We start from the raw sequence: 19476 nt of genomic DNA, 5'->3' as shown, positions 1-19476 counted from the left end.
ACGGTCCGCTGCCGGCCCGCGCCGGCCGGCCGGCGCGGGCCGGCAGCGGACCGTGCGCAGGCGGTGCACGGGCGCCCCGGCGGCGCAGCCGCCACCCCCGCTCAGCCGGACTCGGCGAAGCGTTCGACGCGCGCGATCTCGCCCATCACCAGGATGGTGTCCCCGTACATCACGACGGTGTCCGGGGTGGCGTAGGTCATCCCGCCCTCCTCGCGGTCGACGGCGACCACCGTCACCCCGTACCGGCTCCGCGGCCGCGCTTCGCGCAGCGGCACCCCCACCACGTCGCGCGGCGGCTTGGTCTTCACGATGGCGTGCTCCTGGCCGATCTCGATGTAGTCCAGGAGCCGCCCGGAGACCAGATGCGCCACCCGCTCGCCCATCTCGTGCTCCGGGAAGACCACATGGTGGGCCCCGATGCGGTCCAGGATGCGGCCGTGCTGCCGGGTGATCGCCTTGGCCCAGATGTCCTCGATCTCCAGCTCGACCAGGAGCGAGGTCACCAGGATGCTCGACTCCATGTCGGTCCCGATGCCGACCACCGCCCGGGAGAACTCCGGGACACCGAGCTGCTGCAGCGCCTCCGCATCGGTGCAGTCGGCGGTCACCGCATGGGTGAGCCGGCCGGAGAGCCCCTGGACCACCTTCGGCCTGCTGTCGATGGCCAGCACCTCGGTGCCCCGGGCGGTGAGCTCCAGCGCGAGGGCGCTGCCGAACCTCCCCAGCCCGATCACCACGATCGGTTCGTCACTGCGGTCAGCCAACGATGGTCCTCTCCTCGGGAAGCTCGAACAGACGCTCGCGGTGGCGCAGCGCCAGGGCGGAGGCGAGCGTCAGCGGCCCGATCCTGCCCACGAACATCAGGACGACGAGGACGAGCTCCCCCGCCGGCGGCAGCTCGGCCGTGATCCCGGTCGACAGTCCGACCGTACCGAAGGCGGACACCGCCTCGAAGAGCACCCGGTCCAGGCCGAAGCCGGAGATCCCCATCAGCAGCAGGGTGGAGAACGCCACCATCCCGACCCCTATCAGGGCGATGGCCAGCGCCTGCCGCTGGTTGCTGCCGGGAACCCTGCGGCGGCCGACGTTCACGGTGGGCTCGCCGCGCATCTCGGCCCAGATCACGAACGCCAGCAGGCCGAAGGTGGTCACCTTGATGCCGCCGGCGGTGCCGGCGCTGCCGCCGCCGATGAACATCAGCATGTCGGTGACGAGCAGGCTCTCCGGGGTCTGAGCCGCGGTGTCGATGCTGTTGAAGCCCGCCGTACGGGCCATGGTGGAGGCGAAGAAGCCGGCCAGCCACTTCTCGCCCGGGCCGAGCGGGCCCAGGGTCTCCGGGTTGTCGTGCTCGGCGACGGTCAGCGCCAGGGTGCCCAGCGCCAGCAGGGCGGCGGTCATGGTCATGGTGATCCGGGTCAGCACCGACCAGGCCCGCGGGTGCCGCCACCCGCGGGCCAGCTCGAACACCACCGGGAAGCCCAGCCCGCCGAGGATCACCGCGGCCGCGATGATCAGGCACACCCCGGGATCCGCCACGAACTCCATGAGGCTGTCGCGATGGGTGGAGAAGCCGGCGTTGTTGAACGCGGAGACGGCGTGGAAGACGGCCTCGTAGACCGCGGTCCCGAAGGGACGGTCGTGGCCCACCAGCAGGACGGCCGTCAGCAGCACCGCCACCACGGCCTCGCTGATCAGGCTGAAGAGGACGATGTTCCGCACCACCCGGCGCAGGTCCCGGAGGTTCAGCGACTTGGTCTCCTGGGCCGCGAGCAGCCGGGCGCGCAGCCCCAGCCGCCGGGAGAGCAGCACGGCGAACAGGGTGGCCAGGGTCATGATGCCCAGCCCGCCCGCCTGGATCAGGCCGAGGATCACGCCCTCGCCGAAACCGGACCAGTAGCTCCCGGTGTCCACGGTGATCAGCCCGGTCACGCAGACCGCGGAGGTGGCGGTGAAGAGCGCGTCGATCAGCGGTGCCCGCTCCCCCGAGGACGTCGCGAGCGGCAGCGAGAGCAGCACCGTCCCGATCAGCACGGCCGCGCCGAACGCGCCCGCGATGACCTGCGCCGGATGGCGGAAGCCCGCCGCCGGCGTGGCCCGCACGGGGCCGCCACGTCGCCGTCTCACCTGGTCATGCCTCTCTGCCGCCGGGACACGGGTGACCCCCCGTACGACGACATGACTATCCCACCCGGCCCGAAGGCACCACGCGCCCCCTCCCCCATCCGGACGCCCGGGGCGTACACCGGCGGCGCCCGCGGCGTTCGGCGCGCCCGCGATCACCGCTGCGCCGCGGGCGGGGGCCGGGCCGCGGGCGGGGGCCGGGCCGCGACCCGCGCCGCTCAGCCGAGCACGGTCAGCAGGAGCGCCGCCACGGTCACGACCAAGCCCAGGACCCAGAACGCACAGCCCGTCTGCGGGTCCCGGCCGCGCACCCGGTGGGCCCGCACCCAGGTCCCGTCCTTCCTCCGGTACGCCCTCCGCCAGTGCGATGCCACCTCGTACCCCCTCCACGTCCGGCGCGAGCGGAATTCCCCCCTCCACCGTGGAAGGCGGCCGCCCCGCCCCGGAAGGCGCAGAACGGGCGCACGGTCGTGCGGGGACGGCCGCACCGGGGTCGCGACGGGCGCGGCCGCCAGGGGCGAGCGCCGCAGCCGCCGGGCGACCGCCCCGCGCGGGTACGGACGGCCCGGGACGCGGGCGCACCGTCGCCCGCCTCGCCGCCGGCGAGCGCGGCAGCGTCCCGGGCCGCTGCCGGCCGCCGACGCCGGAACGCGAGCGCACGCCGGGGCGGCGGCACCCGGTACCGCCCGGGGGCGGGTAACGCGCCGGCACGTCCCCTGCCGCCGGCCCGGGCCCCCGGCACGCAGGGGTGCGGACCCCGGGCCGGCGTGACGCGCCGGCCAGGACACTACGCGTCCGCGCAGCCCGGGTCCCCGCACAGCGCCGAGCGGGCCACGACGCCGGAGCGCCGGACGGTGCCGCAGGAACCGGTGCCACGGTGAGGGCGGCCCGGTCCGCTCATCCGCACCGGGAGGCGCTCCGCGCCGCCTTCAGCGCGACGTCCCACGGGTACTCCTCCGGGCGCCCCTCCCCCGGCGCCTTCGGTACGAATCCGCCCGGCCCGTACAGCACCCGCACCCCGGCCCCCCGCAGCGTGCCGATGCTCCGGGCGAACTGCGGGTGCGTGGCGTACGCGGCGTTCACACAGGGCATCAGCACCAGCGGCCACCGCTTCCCGATCGCCTCGGCGACATAGGCGGTCACGAAGGAAGGGGTCAGGCCGAGGGCGCAGGTGTTCACCGTGTTCAGCGTCGCCGGAGCCACCACCGCGACGTCCGCGGACGGCCACAGCTCCGTCTCGTCCGGGCGGCGTGGCGCGCTGCGCACCGGCCACCCGGTCACCTCCTCCAGTTCGCCCAGGGAGCCGACGAGCCAGTCCCGGGCGGTGGGCGTCAGCCCGACGCACACCTCCCACCCCTCCGACCGCGCGTCCCGCGCCACCCGCGCGATGTCGAGCACGGGCGGCGCGGCACACCCCAGCAGATACAGCACCGGACGCTCCATGCCCGCAGTCCATCACATGCGCCCGTGCCGCGCGCCGGAGGAACGCTCCGCTCTCCCGCGGCTCCGGGAGGCGCCGGGCGTGGTGCAGGCACCCCCGATGCGCCCGCGGGCAGGCCGGCGTGTCCCGGCCCGGCGGGGCAGCGGGGCAGCGGGGCAGCGCTCGATGATGGTGTAGTCCTCGGTACGGGAGGCCGCCCGGGCGGGGTCGACGGCGGTGCAGGCGGGCCTCGGGGGTTGTCCTCTCGTACGGGTCCGGCGGGACTTCTCCCCGAGCGGGGTACAATACCCGTGGGGGTATTCAGGAGGAGGCACTGTGGAACTGGACATGGCCGCCGACGAGCTCAAGGCGGCGCTCAACCGGCTGCGGCGCGCCCAGGGGCAGCTCGCCGGCGTCATCAAGATGATCGAGGACGGGAGGGACTGCGAGGACGTCGTGACGCAGCTCGCAGCGGTCTCCCGCGCCCTGGACCGGGCGGGCTTCGCCATCATCGCCACGGGACTGCAGCACTGCCTGACGGAGGAGACACAGCAGGCGGGGGACCGGGAGCGGCTGCGCGCCCGACTGGAGAAGCTGTTCCTGTCGCTGGCCTGACCGCGCTCGGCCTCTCGCCCGGCTGACCGCGCCCGCCCCGCGACCGTCGCCCCGCCTCCGCCCGGAGCACGCCGGAGCGGGGACGGGTGCCGGCGCGGCCGCACGCTCACCACAAGAATACCCGGTGGGGTATCGTCGGCGGTGACACGCGGGACAGCGAACGGCCGCCTCCACGTTTGAGGACCGCGGCCTGCGACAACCCGATACATACCCCCCGGGGTGTACGGAGGGGCGGTGCCGGGACTCCGGCGCCCGGCAGCCCTGAGCCCCGGGGCGGGAACCCGCGACACGCGGGCGCGCCGCCGCCCCCCGTCGGGGGAGGCCGCCCGGCCCCAGGACCGAAGGAGGAACGGCAATGACGGACACGGCAACCAGGCAGGCGGAGGAGGCGCTCGCGGGCGGACTGACGGTGTCCACCGTGGCGACCTCCTCCCTCGGGGACCGCAGTTATCTGGCCGCCGACGGCGCGGTCGCCGCGGTGATCGACCCGCAGCGGGACGTGGACCGGGTGATCGCCGAGGCCGGCCGCATGGGCGTACGGATCGCCGCCGTGCTGGAGACCCACGTGCACAACGACTACGTCTCCGGAGGGCTGGAACTGGCCCGGCTCACCGGCGCCGAGTACGGCATGGCCGAGGCCGACCACGCCCCCTTCGCCCACCGGCCCCTGCGCGACGGCGACGTGGTGGAACTCTCCGGCCACCTGCGGCTCCGCGCGATCGCCACCCCGGGCCACACCTTCCACCACCTCTCCTACGTACTGGAGGGCGACACCGGGCCGGTGGGTGTCTTCACCGGCGGTTCGCTGCTGCTGGGCACCACCGGCCGCACCGACCTCCTCGGCTCGGAGCACAGCCGCGAGCTGGCCCGGCAGCAGCACGCCTCCGCCCGGAAGCTGGCCGACCTGCTGCCCGACGGGTCCCAGGTCTGGCCCACGCACGGCTTCGGCAGCTTCTGCTCGGCCACCCAGGCCTCCGGCGACACGGCGGACCTGGGGGAACAGCGCCGCATCAACCCCGCACTGACCCTGGCCGAGGAGGAGTTCGTCGAGCAGACCCTCTCGGGGCTGGACGCCTACCCCGCCTACTACGCGCACATGGGCGTACGGAACACCCGCGGGCCCGAACCCCTCGACCTGCGTCCCCCGGCCACCGCCACCCCCGAGGACCTGCGGCAACGGCTGGACGCCGGGGAATGGGTGGTCGACCTGCGGCAGCGCAAGGCCTACGCCGCCTCCCACCTCGCCGGCATCGTCAGCCTCGGGCTGGACGGCCCGATGACGACCTGGCTCGGCTGGATGATCGACTGGGGCGCCCCGGTGACACTCGTCGGCGAGACCGGCGAGCAGGTCGCCACCGCACAACGGGAACTCGCCCGGATCGGCATCGACGCCCCGGCCGGCGCCGCGACCGGGCAGCCCGCCGAACTCGCCGCCGCACCGGACCAGCTCCGCGACACGCCCACCGCCACCTTCGAGGACCTGGCCGCGGCCCTCCGCGGCCGCACCGGCGAGCTGCCCGCCCCGGACGTGGTCCTGGACGTCCGCACCCAGAACGAGTTCGACGCCTCGCACATCGAGGGCGCGGTGCACATCCCCCTCTACGCACTGCGCGACCGCCGGGCGGAGCTCCCCCAGGGCACCGTCTGGGTGCACTGCGGCAGCGGGTACCGGGCCACCGCCGCGGCCTCGGTGCTCGAACAGGCCGGCCGGTCCGCGGTGATCGTCGACGACCGCTTCGACGCCGCCGGACCGTCCGGCGTCCCCCTGGCCTGACACCTCCCGGCGGCATCCCGCCCTCCCTCGGGACCGGGGGAGCCCGCCGCGGCCGGGCCGGCCCCGCGCCCGCGTGGCGCGGGGCCGGCCCGGCCGCGGCCGCCCGCCCTCCGCGCACCGTCCGACCCGCCCGGCACACAAGGCCCCGGGACCGTACCGACAACGAGGTGATCAGCATCCTTGCCGTGCTCTTCGGAGCCGTCATCGGACTCGCGTTGGGGCTGCTCGGCGCCGGCGGTTCGATCCTGGCCGTACCCGCCCTGGTCTACGGGGTGGGGCAGCCCCTGCACTCCGCGATCCCCGTCTCCCTGGCGGTGGTCGCCGTCTCCTCCCTCGGCGGCGTCCTCCCGCGGGAGCGCCGGTCCGTGGTCCAGTGGCGCATCGCCGGCGTCCTCGGCGCCGCGGGCCTCCCCGCCGCCTTCGCCGGAGCCGCGCTGGGACGCCTGATCCCCCAGCGCTGGCTGCTGCTCGCCTTCGCCGCGCTGATGGTCGTGGTCGCGGTCCGGATGCTGCGCGGCGGCGACGAACCCACCGGCGCCTGCCGCACCCGCGAGGGAGGGATCGACTGGCGTAGCTGTCTGCCCCGGTCGGTCCTGGCCGGCCTCGGAGTCGGCCTGCTGACCGGGCTGCTCGGGGTCGGCGGCGGCTTCGTCATCGTCCCCGTCCTCAGCCTGCTGCTCGGGCTGAGCGCCCAGCAGGCCGTCGCCACCTCCCTCGCCGTGGTCCTCCTCAACTCCCTGGCCGGGCTCGCCGCCCACGCCGGCGCCCTGCAGAGCGCCGACCACACCGTCCTGCTGCTGTTCGCCGGCTCCGCGCTGGCCGTCTCCCTGGCCGCGGCCCGCCTCGCGCCCCGGCTCCGGGCCGCCACCGTGCGCCGCTGGTTCGCCTACGTCGTCCTCGCCGTCGCCGCCGGCGTCGCCACCGCCGCCCTCCTCGCGCCTTCGTCCCTGGCCGCCTGATCCGGCAGCGGCGGGGCGCTCGTGCTCTGCCGGGTCACTCCTCCGCCACGTGCACCGGCCGCTCGAGAACGTCTCCGGCACGACCGTGGCCCGCGTACCGCAGGGGTGCCGGCATACGTGTCGACCGGGTCGACAGCGGAGTCACGGGCACCCACCCCACCGGCCCGGGTCGCCCCCGGGGGAGCTGAACGCCCGCCGCGCGCGGCGGACCGGGGTCAGCCGATGGCGATCCGCGGATGGGCGCCCGGCTTGATCCAGGTCATGATCCGCTCCATCGTCGCGCGCGGCACGGACACGCACCCCGCCGTCGCCCCGCTCCCGTTGATGTGCAGGAAGATCCCCGCACCGCGGCCGGGCACGGCGGGCCACCGGTTGAAGTCGATGACGAGCGCGTTGGCGTAGCGATGCGGATAGTTGACCAGATGCTCGCTGCCGCGGTCACCGGACTCCGTCAGCGGGAAGTCCGCACCCTCCTCGGTGTGCATCTGGTTGTAGAAGTCCGACTCAGGGTCCTGCACCCACCAGTGGCTGTCGTTGACGACCGTGTAGGGCATCGCCGTACCGGACGACTCGACTCCGAACCCCTCGGTGATCGTGTACGTGCCGCTGGGCGTGGTCCAGGTGCCCTGCTGCCGGGTGGAACCGGGCGTCACGCCGTTGGAGCCGACACGGCCGGAGGAGGTGCTGAACGCCTTCTTCCACCCCGAGGAGCCCTTGGCCCACGCCGTGACGGTGGCGTACGAACCGCGCGAGTCCACCGTGATGAGCTGCGTGGCGTTCCCCTCCGACACCGGCACCGGGAACGACGGCGCGGCGGGCGCCGGGTCCGTGCCGCCGCCGCTGCCGGACTGCGCTCCCCCGCTCGAACCGCTCTCCTCCGCCGCGTCGTCTCCCCCGTTCCCGGCGGCGGACGAGCCCCTCTCGGAAGGGGAGGCCGAGGACGAGGCGGACGCCGACGCGGACGCGCTCGGCGAACCCGACGGGCTCGCGGAGGCGCTGGGCGAGGCAGACTCCGAGGCGCTCGGCGAACCCGTCTTCCCCGGCGACTCGGCCGCCACCTTCTCCGCCGGTCCGCCGGCATCGTCACCACCGCCGCCACACCCCGGCAGCGCCCCCATCACCCCCAGGGCGGCACCGGCGGCCAGCAGGCGACGAAGAGGGACCCCCACGCTGTTCTCCTCACAGAAGTTCTGTCGCGCCGCCGCGCGGCGGCACCGGAACCCGTGCCGGCCACCGCCGCACCGCACCTCGAGACCACCCGCCATCCGACCCGCCCCCGGCGGCGTTCTGACGGGCGGGGCACGGCAGCCTCGACGGGCCGCCCGGATCCCCCGTGACGGCGGGCTTTCTAGCCACGCGGAGACCCGCACGTCAAACGTGCCGACATTGCGGACATCCCTCGACCGCGCCGCCCGCGGTGCCGTACGGGAAACGGACCCGGCCTCACCGACGACGTCACCGGCTCGCCACCGGCTCCGCCCACCCCGCCGGACCACACACCGAGGCCCCGGCGACGCTCAGGGAACGGGGTGCCGGACAGTCCTCTCCGCAGGGAGGACCCTCACTGGCCCACCCGGCCGTCGATCCGTTCGCGCAGGAGGTCGGCGTGGCCGCAGTGCCGCGCGTACTCCGCGATCTGCGCCACCAGCAGGTCGCGGAGCTGGAGCCGCCCACCGGGTTCGGGACCGAGGTCGGAGAGGCCGGTGTTCCAGGTGCCGAGATCGGTGACACCGGCCAGGTACCGGTCGGTGCGCTCCACCTCGGTCCGCCACTGCCGCCAGGAGTCCTCCACGACCTCCGGGTCCGCGCCGGCGCCGTTCCAGTCGCCGTCGCGATCCTCGTCGGTGCGGTAGAGCCGCGGCGCGTCCTCGCCGGTCATCACCCGCCGGAAACGCCGCTCCTCCTCGGTCAGGTGCCGCACCAGCCCCAGCAGGGACATCGTGGACGGCGGCACGGACCGCCGGGCCAGTTGCCCGGCATCCAGCCCCGCGCACTTCATCTCCAGCGTGAGGCGGTAGTGGCGCAGGGAGTCGAGCAGGATGCCGCGCTCGTCCGCGCTCTCGGCCGCTGCCTCACGGGGGTCGTCGTCCGGATCGACCCACATGTCGGGGTGGACGGTCGACTGCGTCCACCGATGCGCTGCCGGCCCACCGTCCCGCTCACTCGAGATCATGTGAACATGGTGGCGGCACCAGTCCGGCTCCGCCACCGGATATCCGGCTCGGCCCACCGGGCGAGCGGCGCCCCGCGATCCGCGACTCGCCAACGCCACGACACACCGCGGATATTCGCTTGCGCTACCCCCCTCAGCGGGGCCACCGTCGCCGGGTACCCGCCGGAGGAAGAGAAGACGACCATGCAGACTCCCGACGTCGACCACGAACTCATCGAGGCCGCGACCCATGTCGCCCGCACGCGCTGCCGGGGCGACAACCACACCGTGGCGTCCGCGGCCCGCGCCCGGGACGGCCGGATCATCACCGCGGTGAACGCCTACCACTTCACGGGCGGGCCCTGTGCCGAGCTGGTCGTCATCGGCGCGGCGGCCACCGAGGGCGTCTACGAGCTGGAGACGATCGTCGCCGTGGGCGACCGCGACCGCGGGGTCGTTCCCCCGTGCGGCCGGTGCCGCCAGGCCCTTCTCGACTACTTCCCCGACCTCAAGGTCATCGTCGGCGAAGGCGACGCCACCCGGACCGTCCCCATCTCCGACCTGCTGCCCGCCACCTACGTCTGGGCCGACCACCAGCTCGACACCGAGTAGCCCGCGCCGCCGCCCTCGGCACGGTCTGCACGACCGGCCGGCCCCCGGCGGACACCAGGGCGCTCGTCGCGTGCGCAGCAGCACGAGCGACCGCCGTCGCCGCCGTCCCGGGGCCGGGACGTCAGCCGGCGGGCGGGAGGAACTCGGGCTGGTCGAGCAGGCGCAGCCAGCTCCCGTCGGCCTGGCGCCGTACGACCTGCGCCCTCGCGCCGGCGCCATCCTTCGGCGGGGTCGCGGTGAGGGCGACGTCCCCACTGATCAGCGTCGGCAGCGGCTGTTCCGGCTCGAAGCGGGGCGCCCCGGCCAGCACCTTCTCCCAGAGCGCACGGATCGCCTCCCGCCCCACCGTCACCTCGCCGGGCGGGTAGGCCATCACCGCCCCCTCTTCGTAGAGCGCGGCGACCCCGGCCGCGTCACCTGCGTTGGACCGCTCGACGAACAAGCGGGTGAGGTCTTCGGGGCACATGGCCCTCGGGTACTCCGGCATGACGTCCTCCTGCGTCGGTCTCCAGTACGTCTCAGCGTGGTCGTGCGGCGATCAGAAGTCCAACAGATGGTTCTTCTGAGAACTAGAATCCACAGTCATGGAGCTGAGGCAGCTGGAGTACTTCGTCGCCGTCGCCGAAGAACAGAACTTCACCCGTGCGGCCGGGCAGGTGCACATCAGTCAGTCCGGCGTCAGCGCTCAGATCCGCCGGCTCGAACGGGAACTCGGTGCCGACCTGTTCGACCGGTCGTCCCGCACCGTCACCCTCACCACCGCAGGGAGGTCCGCACTCGAACACGCTCGCGCCGCACTCGCCGCGGCGGGGGCGGTCACACAGGCAGTGGGCGAGGTCACCGGTTTGCTCCAAGGTCGCCTGACCGTCGGGATGGTGATCGGCTGCACCCTCACCCCGCTGTTCGACGCTCTCGCCGCCTTCCACCAGGCGCATCCCGCCGTGGACCTCGCACTCCTGGAAGAGAGCTCCGACCGGCTCCTCGACGGGGTGCGTGCCGGCACCGTCGATGTGGCCCTCGTCGGGACGGCGACCGCCGCGCCCGACGGAATGGACGCCCTGCCCCTCATCAGTGAACGGCTCGTCGCGGCCGTCCCGCCCGAGCATCCCCTGGCGAAGCAGCCACGTGTCGCTCTGCGCGACCTGATGGCTCACCCGATCGTGTGCATGCCGCCCGGGACCGGCCTCCGCGCGGTCTTCGACCAGGCCTGCACCGCCCAGGACCTCCACCCCGCGATCGGGCTGCAGGCCAGTGCCCCGGACGCTCTTGCCGACCTCGCCGCCCGCGGACTCGGTGTCGCCGTCCTCAGCAGCTCGATGGCCGCGGGCCAGCACAGCCGGCTCACCGCCCGCCCCCTCGATGACGTCGACACACCGGCGCTGCTCGCCCTGGTCTGGAGAAGCACCGCGCACAACCCCGCGGTACGCACGTTCGTCCGGCACAGCCGGCAGGCGTTCGGCGACTCCGACGCTGCTCAGCGGTAGCACCTGCACGGGGCGGCAACCGGCGGTCCCGTACGTCGTCCCGTGCCGCGCACAAGCCTCACGTACGGCCACGACGCGCCGCTGACACGACCGCACCGCCAAGCTGCCCGGTGAGCCGCGTGGTTCAGCCCCGGAGGGTGGCGAGCCAGCCGGTCAGCAGGCGGTTGACCTCGTCGGGGCGTTCCTGCTGGACCCAGTGTCCGCACCCGTCCAGGAGGTGGGAGGCCGACAGGCCGGGGAGGGTGGTGGGGTAGGCGTCGATGGCGTCGGCCATCCAGGTGGTGGAGGCGTCCAGGGCGCCGCCGACGAACAGCGACGGCTGCTCGATCGGGGCACCGCGGTGCGGGGCGAGATCCTCCCAGTCCCGGTCCATGGTGCGGTATCGGTTGAGTGCCGCTCTGAACCCTGTGCGCTCGAACTCCCCGGCGTAGACGTCGAGGTCGTCCTCGCTCAGCCAGGCCGGCCGGACCCCCGTGGGGAAGCGATCACGCAGCCGGCCCCCGCCACGGGCGACGAAGTGCGGGTCGGGCTCGCCCGGGGCAGGCATGGTGTCGGCGGAGAGGGCCGCGTAGAAGCCCGCGAGCCAGCCCCGGACGTCGGGCTCGATCTCCGCCTCGGCGCGGCCGGGCTCCTGGAAGTAGGAGACGTAGAACTCCTGCTCGGGGCCGCCGATCCGGCCGAGGACATCGGTGGGGCGGGGGCCGCCGGGCGGCGCGTAGGGGACGCTCAGCAGGCCGACGGCGCGGAAGACCCCGGGGTGGAGCAGGGCGGAGGTGGCGGCGATGCCGGAGCCCCAGTCGTGGCCGACGACCACCGCGTTCTCCTCGCCCAGGGCGCGCACCACGGCGACGTTGTCCTCCACCAGGTCGAGCATCCGGTAGGCGTCGGTCGCCTCCGGCTTGGAGGAGCGGCCGTACCCGCGCACGTCGATCGCCACCGCCCGGTGGCCGGCCGCGGCGAGGGCCGGGAGCTGGCGGCGCCAGGAGTACCAGGACTCGGGGAAGCCGTGCACGAGCAGGACCAGCGGGCCGGTGCCCTGCTCGACCAGGTGCAGGCGCCCGGCCGGGGCCTCGACGGTGCGGTGGCGGAGCTCGGCGGTCGACTCGGGCTGCATGGGCTTCTCCTCGGTACGCGGCGGACGCGGCTACCCGTCGATCATGCGGCGCGGCGCCCTCCCGGCGCGATCAGCCTTGCCCCTCTGGCAAACTCGCAGGACAGAGCGGTGGAGCGGCACGGCAAGAGGAGCGGGACAGGTGGCAGTCGACGACGTGGACGGCACACTGGCCGCAATGGGGCCCCGGTTGCGAGCCGCGCGCGAGCACCACGGCGCGACGCTCGCCGGCGTCAGCGGCGCGACCGGCATCTCGACCAGCACGCTGTCCCGGATCGAGACCGGCCGGCGCAAGCCCACCCTGGAGATGCTGCTGCACCTGGCGAAGGAGTACGGCGTCTCCCTGGACGAGCTGGCCGGCACGGCACCCGCCCCCACGGCCGAGCCGCGTCGCGCCACGGCGCCGCTGAGCTTCGGAGACGACAAGGCGGTACTGCCGTTGACCCCGTACGTCGGCGGCCTGCACGCCCACAAGCACGTCCTGCCCGCCCCCGAAGACCCGCCCGCGCGGCCCCGTCAGGCCTCCCACGACGGCTACGAGTGGCTGTGCGTCCTGTACGGGCGGCTCTGGCTCGCGCTCGGCGACCACGACCTCGTCATGACCCCCGGGGACGTCGCCGAGTTCGACACCCGCACCCCGCACGGGGTGGCGAACGCCGGCCCCGGCGGTCCGGTCGAGTACCTGGTCCTGTTCGGACCGCAGGGCGAACGCCTACGCCCCCGCACCCCTCCGGCCGCTGCTCGCGCAAGCCACCGGCCGCATCGCGCCTGGCCATGAGGGCGCACGGCCCGTGCGGTCACGGTGTCACCCCGGGAGGGGTGTAGTAGGCGGCCCGGACGCGATGGAGCCAGTCCTCGACCGCGTTCCCGTCCGGCTGCTCCGGCAGGACTCCGCGGGCGTCGAACTGCTCCTCGGCACGGGCGAGGAGGTGGCGGGCGTGGTCGGGGTCGTCGGCGATGCGCTCGCCGAGCGCGCGGATGCGGTCGGGATCGGCGAGCCGGATGGTGAGGTGGCCGGTGCGGTGGAGTTCGATGCCCTGCTCCAGGAGGCGGACGAGGTGCCGGGCGTGCTTGGTGGTGCGGGTACGGGCGGAGCAGGAGCCGTTCCCGCGGTCCTGGAGCCGCTTGAACTGCCGGGTGGCGTAGCCGAGGTAGGCGTCACGGACCCGGCGGGCGGACAGCAGGCGGGTGCGGAGGCCGATCAGCTCCTCACCCAGCGTGGTACGCACCTCGTACCGGTCGAGCCAGACCAGCTCCGTCACCGTGGGGTTGCAGCCCAGGGCCAGGCGGCACCACTTCCGCGCCTCGTGGTGGGTGGCATCCGGGCCGGTGGTCACCTGGGACTCCTTCGGCCCGTGGAGGCCGTGGAGCTGCGCGGTGGGGGCGGCGAAGATGCCGAGGCGGTCGGTGTCGGACCCGGCATGGGCCAGACCGTAGGCGGTGGAGCCCACGATGCCGGAGAGCAGAACGTGCACGAGGTCTCCCTTCCTCGTCGGTGGTCAACGGGGCATCACCACGGGGCCGGACCTGCTTCCGCGCGAGATCGGTGATGGCCCGGCCGTCGTAGAGACAGGACAGCGCAGCCCGGTACGGGGAGTCGACTGCTTTTGTGGGGCACACGCCCTGCGTTGGTGCCGATGCACAGGGAGTGGAGCTCGAGGTGGCCGGCGAGGTGGTCTCGGCGTGCCGGCCGGAGGCGCAGCGGATGGTCCCGCCCTCGGCCGCGGTGCGGCTCGCCGTGCTGCCGTCGAGAACGGTGTGCGCGGCCGCGAGTTGCTCCAGCCCGGCCACGGACCGGACGCCGGGGTCCGCCATGCTGAAGCGCACGACGGGCCCGCTCCGCGCCCGGTACGCGGCGATGGACGGCGGGGCGCTCCGGTCCGTTCAGCCGGAACGCAGTGAAATGCACCAGGACCGGGGCGACCAGGTCCCACACCGTCGTCGTTTCCGCGGACGCCCTGGAAGAGGTGGAGCCGACCGGGGGTGGACATGCCGCAGGTGGTGCCGGTGCGTCGGTGTCACACGAGAACGGCCCCGGGCATGCGCGGGGCCGATGTGGAGGACCCTGATCAGCACTCCGGTGGTGGTCAGGGGCTCCCGTGGCTGGTGGGCGCAACTGGGATCGAACCAGTGACATCTGCCTTGTAAGTTCGCTCGGGGAGCCGTGTTGGTCCTGCTCACGCGTCGTCCCGGTTGGTCGGCACGCCGTCAGAGGCCGGCCGGATCCGCCGCTGTCCGCTGTCGTTGATGTCAGCTGGTGATGTCAGAACAGAGCGGCGCCGCATACGCGTCACGAGGTGGCCGGAAGGCTTCGGGCTCGCTCCCGGGCATCCGCGCGAAGCTGAGTCAGGCGCTGGTGAAAGCTGTTGTGACCGTTCTGATCGAGGTTCAGCGGCAGGTCCAGGCGCCCAATGAGCTCGGACTCAAGCGTCCACGGCTGCGGGTGCTCCACCCAGCACACCCGAGCGTGCTCAGCCATCCACTCGCTTAGAACGGCTTCACCGGTCTCGGCGAACGTCATCCGCTTGCCACTTCCGACCCGCCGCAGTTCAAGGCCCAAGAGGCAACCGAGACTCAGCCGGAGGGTCGAGCCGTAGGCGTTGCCGCGGAAGTGGTACCGCACGCGCTTGCGCAAGTTCTGGCTGCTGACCCGCGTCGCCATGCGCCGTGGTGCGATCCCGACGTACAGCAGCCGGCCAACCGGCAGCGCAGGACAGGGCGCTTCATCGAAGTACCACCCGTACACGCCCGCTGAACTCGGCACCGGCCCCGGACGCGCCAACACCTCGTCAGCGGCCCAAAGTCGATCCGGCCTCGTCAGCCCGTCGTACACCCCTGCCCAGCCTCTCCCCGAGCCTCCGCACTGCCCCTCGGTCACGTCATCGCTCCGGGTGCAGGCATAACCGCTCCAGTGTCGCATCACCCCCCGGGGACGCTGGTCAGCGCGTGCGACGGTCGTCACCCTCCGGCGCCCTCTGTCAACTTTGGCCGCCCTCGCACGGCCCACAGACGGCCCAGGGCTCAGCCAGCCCCGACCGTCGTACCAAGCGTGGCGCCCAGTGCCCGTCATTCCATTTGCGCTGGAGCAACCGGGAGCTTTCCTGTAGGGCCACGTGAAGGTGCGGTCGGGTTCGAGGTGGGCGTCCCTCCAATGGATCGCATGGGTGCCGTTCTTCGTGTCGACGTCTGGTGCTCCCCTTGCATCCAATAGGCTAGACGCGGGGCTTCGCCTCTCAAATCAGCTTAGGTTGCGCGGGTCAACGGAGCGGGAATATGTATCTTGCCAAAATGAAGATTTCCGAAATTCGAGGATTCTTCGGAAATCGGACGGTTGATCTCGATTTTGAGCGTCCGGATGGCGGCTATGCCGGATGGACCGTTATCGCGGGACGCAACGGGGCAGGTAAGACATCACTACTTCGGGCAATTGCATTGACGCTCGCAGGAAGCGCAGTGAGTCAAACTTTGGCACCAGAATACACAACTTGGCGATCTAGCACCCAAGCAGCCGGCGTTATCAAGGCTGACTTCTATCTTGACGCCGAAGAGTCCAGTTCTGTCATAGTGTCGAGCGAGTCACCTGCTCCCGGGATCCACGCAGGCGTGCAGGTCAAACTCCCCATTCGGCGAGAGAGCAAATTGAAGAGCGGAGTTCGAGGGACCATCACCTCCGAGTGGATGGAAGTAGTAGTTCCACGAGATGAAGACGACGAGGGAAAACCTACTGCCGTAACGGACATTTTGTTCGCCGCAGGCTATGGAGCTTTCAGGCGACTTTCCCGAGAAGTGTCGGATAGTCGTCACGATTCCGACGTACTGGAAAGGGCGAGTCGCTTTTCAACCCTGTTCAATGAAGATTCTTCGCTTACTGAAGGGGTTGCCTGGCTTGTAGGCCTATACCTGCGAGGACTAGAAGGGGAAACAGAGGCGGAATCTGTACTGGAGACAGTTCTCAATCTGATGGGTGACGGCCTGCTACCTGATGGCTTTACCGTCGATCGAGTGAATTCCGGAGGGCTTTGGGTCAGTCGAGGAGGGCGCAGCTTCCCACTCCGAGAGATGAGTGACGGTTATCGAACCGTCTCAGCTCTCGTTCTGGACCTGGTGCGCCACCTCTTCGCGCACTACGGCAACCTTAACGTGGCCCATCGTGAAAATGGTATCTCTATCGATCAACCGGGAGTGGTATTGATTGATGAAATTGATGCACATCTTCACGTGAGCTGGCAAATGCGCGTAGGTGAGTGGTTGAAGGAGCATTTCCCGAGCATCCAATTCATCGTCACCACTCATAGTCCGTATATTTGTCAGGCTGCGGACCCTGCCGGGTTGATTCGCCTTCCTGGGCCAGATGAAGAGGCTCCCGTAGAGATCGTTGATGCTGAAATGTATCAGCGTATCGTCTATGGAAGCGGCGATGATGCAGCTCTATCATCACTATTCGGGATCGATAGCCCTTACTCGAAGCGCGCGGAAAAGGCGCGTCGCGATCTTGTCGACCTAGAAGAGAAGGTGCTCTCCGGTGAAGCTACTGAACTAGAAGTAGCAAGGTATGAAGATCTTTCTCGTCGACTAAGTAGTTCGTTGAGTGCACGCGTTGATGAGGTGGCGGCAAGACTGGGGTCCTGCGATGATTAAGCTAGTGCGATCCCGTGCAGATGAGAACCTTCTCGTGCGCCTCAACCGAAAAACTAGAGGGTTAGGGGGCAGCCCCTCGGTGCATTTGGTTCGCTCGCAATGGAAAAATGCTCGAATACTGCGCCGAGACATCCTTGAGTTACTTGAAAACATGGCACCTGGAATCAATCGATGCATGTACTGCGGAGATAGTCTTGGTACGGACATCGACCACTTTGAGCCTTTGGCTAGGAATCCACTTCGCGCGTTCGAATGGATTAATCACCTACTTGCATGCTCTTTCTGTAACAGCAACAAGAAGAGAGATCAATTCCCGTGTGATGACTACGGACACCCTCTCCTGATTGATCCCACGCACGAGGATCCGTACGACCACATCAGGCTCGTTTTCACGACGGGGAAATACGTCCCACTTTCACCAAAAGGCGAAGCCACCATCGAGGTATTTGGGCTTTCGCGCATGCCTCTTGAACGAGGGCGGGCATCGGCATTTGTTAGATGTAAGTCAATGCTGCGTGATTTCAATGGTCAGCTGATGCGAGGGAACGCTTCGGCGGTGGTGGAAGTGAGGCGAGCGATGTTTGATCAGCCTTTCGCGGATGTGTTCCTAGCCATGCTGCAGCAGGCAGAAAAACCCGGTGCCGCCATCGTCTTTGGTAACGATGTAGTAGAGGCACTCAAAGCGTGGAAAGTCACATCGGCGCAGCTGGGCTGACGGACAGCTCGGGCTACGACGGTTTGGGCGGTGGAGTGGCTTTGGGCTGGAGCTGCCATGGGGCGAGAGATCGGGGGCCCGTAAGCTTGCCGCGACTCGGGCAGCACCTAGCCTCGATCTTGCGTGAGGGGCCGCGTCAGTTGTGTTGACGAGGGTTTCTTGTTTCTGGGTTCGGTTGCGATGTCTGGGCAGGCTGATGGCCCGGCTGTCGCGTCGGGCGGGCGCGGGGTTCCACTGCTCCCGTGGGTGTGGCTGGTCGCCGGGATGGTTGTTTTCGCTGGTCAGCCAGTGTTCGGGAAGAGTTCCAGCCGTGCGTGTGCGGCGAGGAGGGTGTCCGTCCATGGCCAGTGGTCAGCGAAGCGAAGGGCGCGTTGTCGTCCGCTTCTCACGAGCCGGGCGGCGGTGGAGAACAGCCGTAGCCTCAGCTTCTTGATCTCCCAGCGGCGTGCGTCGCCTTGCAGGGCGAGCATGGGCATCCAGGCCAGTAGGTCCAGGGCGAGCTGGATGATCTCGAGCCAGATCTGGTTCTGCGCGGTGCTGTGGAAGGGGAGGTTGCGCAGGCCGGTGTCGCGGGCGGTGCGGATGCGGTCCTCGCATCGGGCGCGTCGGCGGTGGCGGAGTTCGAGGCCGGCGAGCTGGCCACCGGTGGTGTTGGTAGCGAAGCAGGTCAGGCGGTTGCCGTCGGCGTCGGTGAACCGCAGCTGTGCTCCGGGGTGCGGGCGTTCGGCGCGGACGATGAGCCGCATGCCGGTCGGCCAGCCGGTGAGGTCGAGCATGTCGGTGATCTCTGCGAGCCGGGCTCCTTCGCGGATCTGGCCGTCGGCGTTGTAGGCGGGTGTCCAGGCCCGCTGGGGTATGCGGGTGACCGCGGTGTGGATCTGGTCGGTGATGGTCATGCCGACGGAGTAGGACAGCCACCGGCCGCGGCGGGTGAGCCAGTCCAGGAAGGTGTGGGTGCCGCCGGCGGAGTCGGTGCGGATCAGCGTGCGCCGTCCTCGGCGGTGCTGCTTGGGTAGCTGTGTCAGCGCGAGCTTGGTGACGGTGATGTGGTCGGTGGCGGTGTTGGCCCCGGCGCGTCCGGGCCGCAGTACCGCGGCGGCCGGCTCGCCCGTCCCTTCCGGGCCGTGGTCGATGAAGGCCAGCAGTGGGTGATGGCCGAAGCCGCGCTTCCAGGTGGGGGTGGCGTCTTCCTTCTCCGAATGCGCGGTGACCAGGGCGGCGTCGATGTCGAGGGTGACCTGCCCGTCCGGGCTGACGGGGCTGTGCTCTGCGGCCAGGGACCACACTCGCTGCCGCGCGGCGGCCCGGGCCGAGCGGATCGCCGTCAGCGCCTTCGGTCCGGCCGCGGCGAGGCGCTCGACAAGACGGGAGACCGTGGGATCGGAAGCGACGGGCCCGAACACGCCGGGCTCGGCCCGCAACATCCCGACGTCGGCCAGGCAGGCACCGCCCAACGCGACCGAAAGCGCCACATCCAGCAGGACCTTGCCCGGGTCGTGGACCGCACGCGGCTTCCGCCACGGGTGCAGTGCCGCCGACAACGCGGTATCCAGACCGGTCTTGCGGATGGTCTGCGTCAGCACCACGCCGCCGGCCTGGGAGACGATCGCTGAGGACCCGGAGCGGGTACGGACACGCGGATACAACCCGGTACGCTTCTTCACCTGGAGAGTGCTTTCTTTCCTGTGGTGGACAGAGCCTTCGACAAGCCCCCTCCTCCCAGGTCAGAAGCACTCTCTGAACCGCCCCGTGGTCGGTGGAGGCTCGATTCCCTGAGAGGATTGAGCCCCCACCAGACCCGGTGCGGTTCAGATCGCGTCCAGTGAGCGTTTTCCACCCTCAGTCTGAGCAAGCCAGGTGCAGGGTGAGGACGGC

19 protein-coding genes are annotated in these 19476 nt (G+C 71.0%); 8 read left to right on the top strand and 11 right to left on the bottom strand.

All coding sequences use genetic code 11. The features are described 5' to 3' along the window. Positions 1-101: 101 nt before the first annotated feature. The 4 genes from HOY81_RS24685 to HOY81_RS24670 form a co-directional block, all read right to left on the bottom strand. Positions 102-764: a TrkA family potassium uptake protein gene (locus HOY81_RS24685; protein WP_237322910.1), complete on the bottom strand. Its 663-nt coding sequence runs from the start codon at positions 762-764 to the stop codon at positions 102-104. Next, a complete protein-coding gene (locus HOY81_RS24680; protein WP_237322909.1) occupies positions 757-2100 on the bottom strand; it encodes a TrkH family potassium uptake protein in 1344 nt (447 codons plus the stop codon). Before HOY81_RS24680 ends, HOY81_RS24685 begins: the two co-directional genes overlap by 8 nt. A gap of 239 nt (positions 2101-2339) precedes the next feature. Continuing rightward, the gene (locus HOY81_RS24675; RefSeq protein WP_237322908.1) at positions 2340-2495 is read right to left on the bottom strand and encodes a hypothetical protein; all 156 of its coding nucleotides are present in this window, start codon (positions 2493-2495) and stop codon (positions 2340-2342) included. Between the two features lie 523 nt (positions 2496-3018). Next, the gene (locus tag HOY81_RS24670; protein ID WP_237322907.1) at positions 3019-3564 is read right to left on the bottom strand and encodes a flavoprotein; all 546 of its coding nucleotides are present in this window, start codon (positions 3562-3564) and stop codon (positions 3019-3021) included. A gap of 313 nt (positions 3565-3877) precedes the next feature. On the opposite strand from HOY81_RS24670, the gene HOY81_RS24665 reads away from it, so the two are divergent. The 3 genes from HOY81_RS24665 to HOY81_RS24655 all read left to right on the top strand — a co-directional run bounded on the left by HOY81_RS24665 (position 3878) and on the right by HOY81_RS24655 (position 6889). Then, positions 3878-4156, top strand: coding sequence for a metal-sensitive transcriptional regulator (locus HOY81_RS24665; RefSeq protein ID WP_237322906.1), 279 nt, complete (start codon positions 3878-3880; stop codon positions 4154-4156). Between the two features lie 355 nt (positions 4157-4511). After that, positions 4512-5930, top strand: a complete 1419-nt coding sequence (locus HOY81_RS24660) for a rhodanese-like domain-containing protein (protein ID WP_237322905.1) — start codon at positions 4512-4514, stop codon at positions 5928-5930. 167 nt (positions 5931-6097) lie between these two features. After that, entirely contained in the window at positions 6098-6889 is a 792-nt protein-coding gene (locus tag HOY81_RS24655) for a sulfite exporter TauE/SafE family protein (RefSeq protein ID WP_237322904.1), read from the top strand. 215 nt (positions 6890-7104) lie between these two features. Here the strand turns inward: HOY81_RS24655 and HOY81_RS24650 are convergent, their stop codons facing one another. Beyond that, positions 7105-8058, bottom strand: coding sequence for a L,D-transpeptidase (locus HOY81_RS24650; RefSeq protein ID WP_237322903.1), 954 nt, complete (start codon positions 8056-8058; stop codon positions 7105-7107). A 392-nt stretch (positions 8059-8450) separates the two neighbouring features. Next, on the bottom strand, positions 8451-9062 hold the full coding sequence (locus tag HOY81_RS24645; protein ID WP_237322902.1) for a DinB family protein: 612 nt from the start codon (positions 9060-9062) through the stop codon (positions 8451-8453). Between the two features lie 183 nt (positions 9063-9245). Between HOY81_RS24645 and HOY81_RS24640 the strand changes: the two genes are divergently transcribed. Next, on the top strand, positions 9246-9653 hold the full coding sequence (locus HOY81_RS24640) for a cytidine deaminase (RefSeq protein ID WP_237322901.1): 408 nt from the start codon (positions 9246-9248) through the stop codon (positions 9651-9653). A 121-nt stretch (positions 9654-9774) separates the two neighbouring features. Here HOY81_RS24640 and HOY81_RS24635 read toward each other — a convergent pair whose 3' ends face one another. Next, positions 9775-10140, bottom strand: a complete 366-nt coding sequence (locus HOY81_RS24635) for a nuclear transport factor 2 family protein (protein WP_237322900.1) — start codon at positions 10138-10140, stop codon at positions 9775-9777. A 97-nt stretch (positions 10141-10237) separates the two neighbouring features. Between HOY81_RS24635 and HOY81_RS24630 the strand changes: the two genes are divergently transcribed. Further along, entirely contained in the window at positions 10238-11137 is a 900-nt protein-coding gene (locus HOY81_RS24630) for a LysR family transcriptional regulator (protein WP_237322899.1), read from the top strand. A 124-nt stretch (positions 11138-11261) separates the two neighbouring features. On the opposite strand, the gene HOY81_RS24625 is transcribed toward HOY81_RS24630, so the two are convergent. Continuing rightward, positions 11262-12251, bottom strand: coding sequence for an alpha/beta fold hydrolase (locus HOY81_RS24625; RefSeq protein WP_237322898.1), 990 nt, complete (start codon positions 12249-12251; stop codon positions 11262-11264). Between the two features lie 139 nt (positions 12252-12390). Here HOY81_RS24625 and HOY81_RS24620 point away from each other — a divergent pair, with 139 nt between their 5' ends. Next, complete coding sequence (locus HOY81_RS24620) at positions 12391-13026, top strand: helix-turn-helix domain-containing protein (RefSeq protein WP_237322897.1); 636 nt, start codon at positions 12391-12393, stop codon at positions 13024-13026. Between the two features lie 19 nt (positions 13027-13045). Here the strand turns inward: HOY81_RS24620 and HOY81_RS24615 are convergent, their stop codons facing one another. Further along, on the bottom strand, positions 13046-13723 hold the full coding sequence (locus HOY81_RS24615; protein ID WP_237322896.1) for a nucleotidyltransferase domain-containing protein: 678 nt from the start codon (positions 13721-13723) through the stop codon (positions 13046-13048). A gap of 815 nt (positions 13724-14538) precedes the next feature. Further along, positions 14539-15081 carry a GIY-YIG nuclease family protein gene (locus HOY81_RS24610; RefSeq protein WP_237322895.1) on the bottom strand — a complete coding sequence of 181 codons (543 nt, stop codon included), beginning with the start codon at positions 15079-15081 and terminating at the stop codon, positions 14539-14541. A 455-nt stretch (positions 15082-15536) separates the two neighbouring features. On the opposite strand from HOY81_RS24610, the gene HOY81_RS24605 reads away from it, so the two are divergent. Together HOY81_RS24605 and HOY81_RS24600 are read left to right on the top strand one after the other, a co-directional pair. After that, on the top strand, positions 15537-16886 hold the full coding sequence (locus tag HOY81_RS24605; RefSeq protein ID WP_237322894.1) for an AAA family ATPase: 1350 nt from the start codon (positions 15537-15539) through the stop codon (positions 16884-16886). Continuing rightward, a complete protein-coding gene (locus HOY81_RS24600; RefSeq protein ID WP_237322893.1) occupies positions 16879-17601 on the top strand; it encodes an HNH endonuclease in 723 nt (240 codons plus the stop codon). Before HOY81_RS24605 ends, HOY81_RS24600 begins: the two co-directional genes overlap by 8 nt. Positions 17602-17882: 281 nt before the next feature. On the opposite strand, the gene HOY81_RS24595 is transcribed toward HOY81_RS24600, so the two are convergent. Continuing rightward, the gene (locus HOY81_RS24595; RefSeq protein ID WP_237322892.1) at positions 17883-19265 is read right to left on the bottom strand and encodes an IS1380 family transposase; all 1383 of its coding nucleotides are present in this window, start codon (positions 19263-19265) and stop codon (positions 17883-17885) included. Positions 19266-19476: the final 211 nt, after the last annotated feature.

The sequence above is a fragment of the Streptomyces sp. JJ36 genome, assembly GCF_021696945.1.
In the GTDB taxonomy this organism is placed as follows: Bacteria; Actinomycetota; Actinomycetes; order Streptomycetales; family Streptomycetaceae; genus Streptomyces.
Note: the sequence above shows the minus strand (reverse complement) of the source record. Positions and strands in the feature narration are given on the sequence as shown.

Bases quoted from the DNA above. Each gene is read 5' to 3' on its own strand.
- HOY81_RS24600 (WP_237322893.1), top strand. From the start codon at position 16,879: ATGATTAAGCTAGTGCGATCCCGTGCAGATGAGAACCTTCTCGTGCGC.
- HOY81_RS24605 (WP_237322894.1), top strand. From the start codon at position 15,537: ATGAAGATTTCCGAAATTCGAGGATTCTTCGGAAATCGGACGGTTGAT.
- HOY81_RS24625 (WP_237322898.1), bottom strand. From the start codon at position 12,251: ATGCAGCCCGAGTCGACCGCCGAGCTCCGCCACCGCACCGTCGAGGCC.
- HOY81_RS24630 (WP_237322899.1), top strand. From the start codon at position 10,238: ATGGAGCTGAGGCAGCTGGAGTACTTCGTCGCCGTCGCCGAAGAACAG.
- HOY81_RS24635 (WP_237322900.1), bottom strand. From the start codon at position 10,140: ATGCCGGAGTACCCGAGGGCCATGTGCCCCGAAGACCTCACCCGCTTG.
- HOY81_RS24645 (WP_237322902.1), bottom strand. From the start codon at position 9,062: ATGATCTCGAGTGAGCGGGACGGTGGGCCGGCAGCGCATCGGTGGACG.
- HOY81_RS24640 (WP_237322901.1), top strand. From the start codon at position 9,246: ATGCAGACTCCCGACGTCGACCACGAACTCATCGAGGCCGCGACCCAT.
- HOY81_RS24660 (WP_237322905.1), top strand. From the start codon at position 4,512: ATGACGGACACGGCAACCAGGCAGGCGGAGGAGGCGCTCGCGGGCGGA.
- HOY81_RS24670 (WP_237322907.1), bottom strand. From the start codon at position 3,564: ATGGAGCGTCCGGTGCTGTATCTGCTGGGGTGTGCCGCGCCGCCCGTG.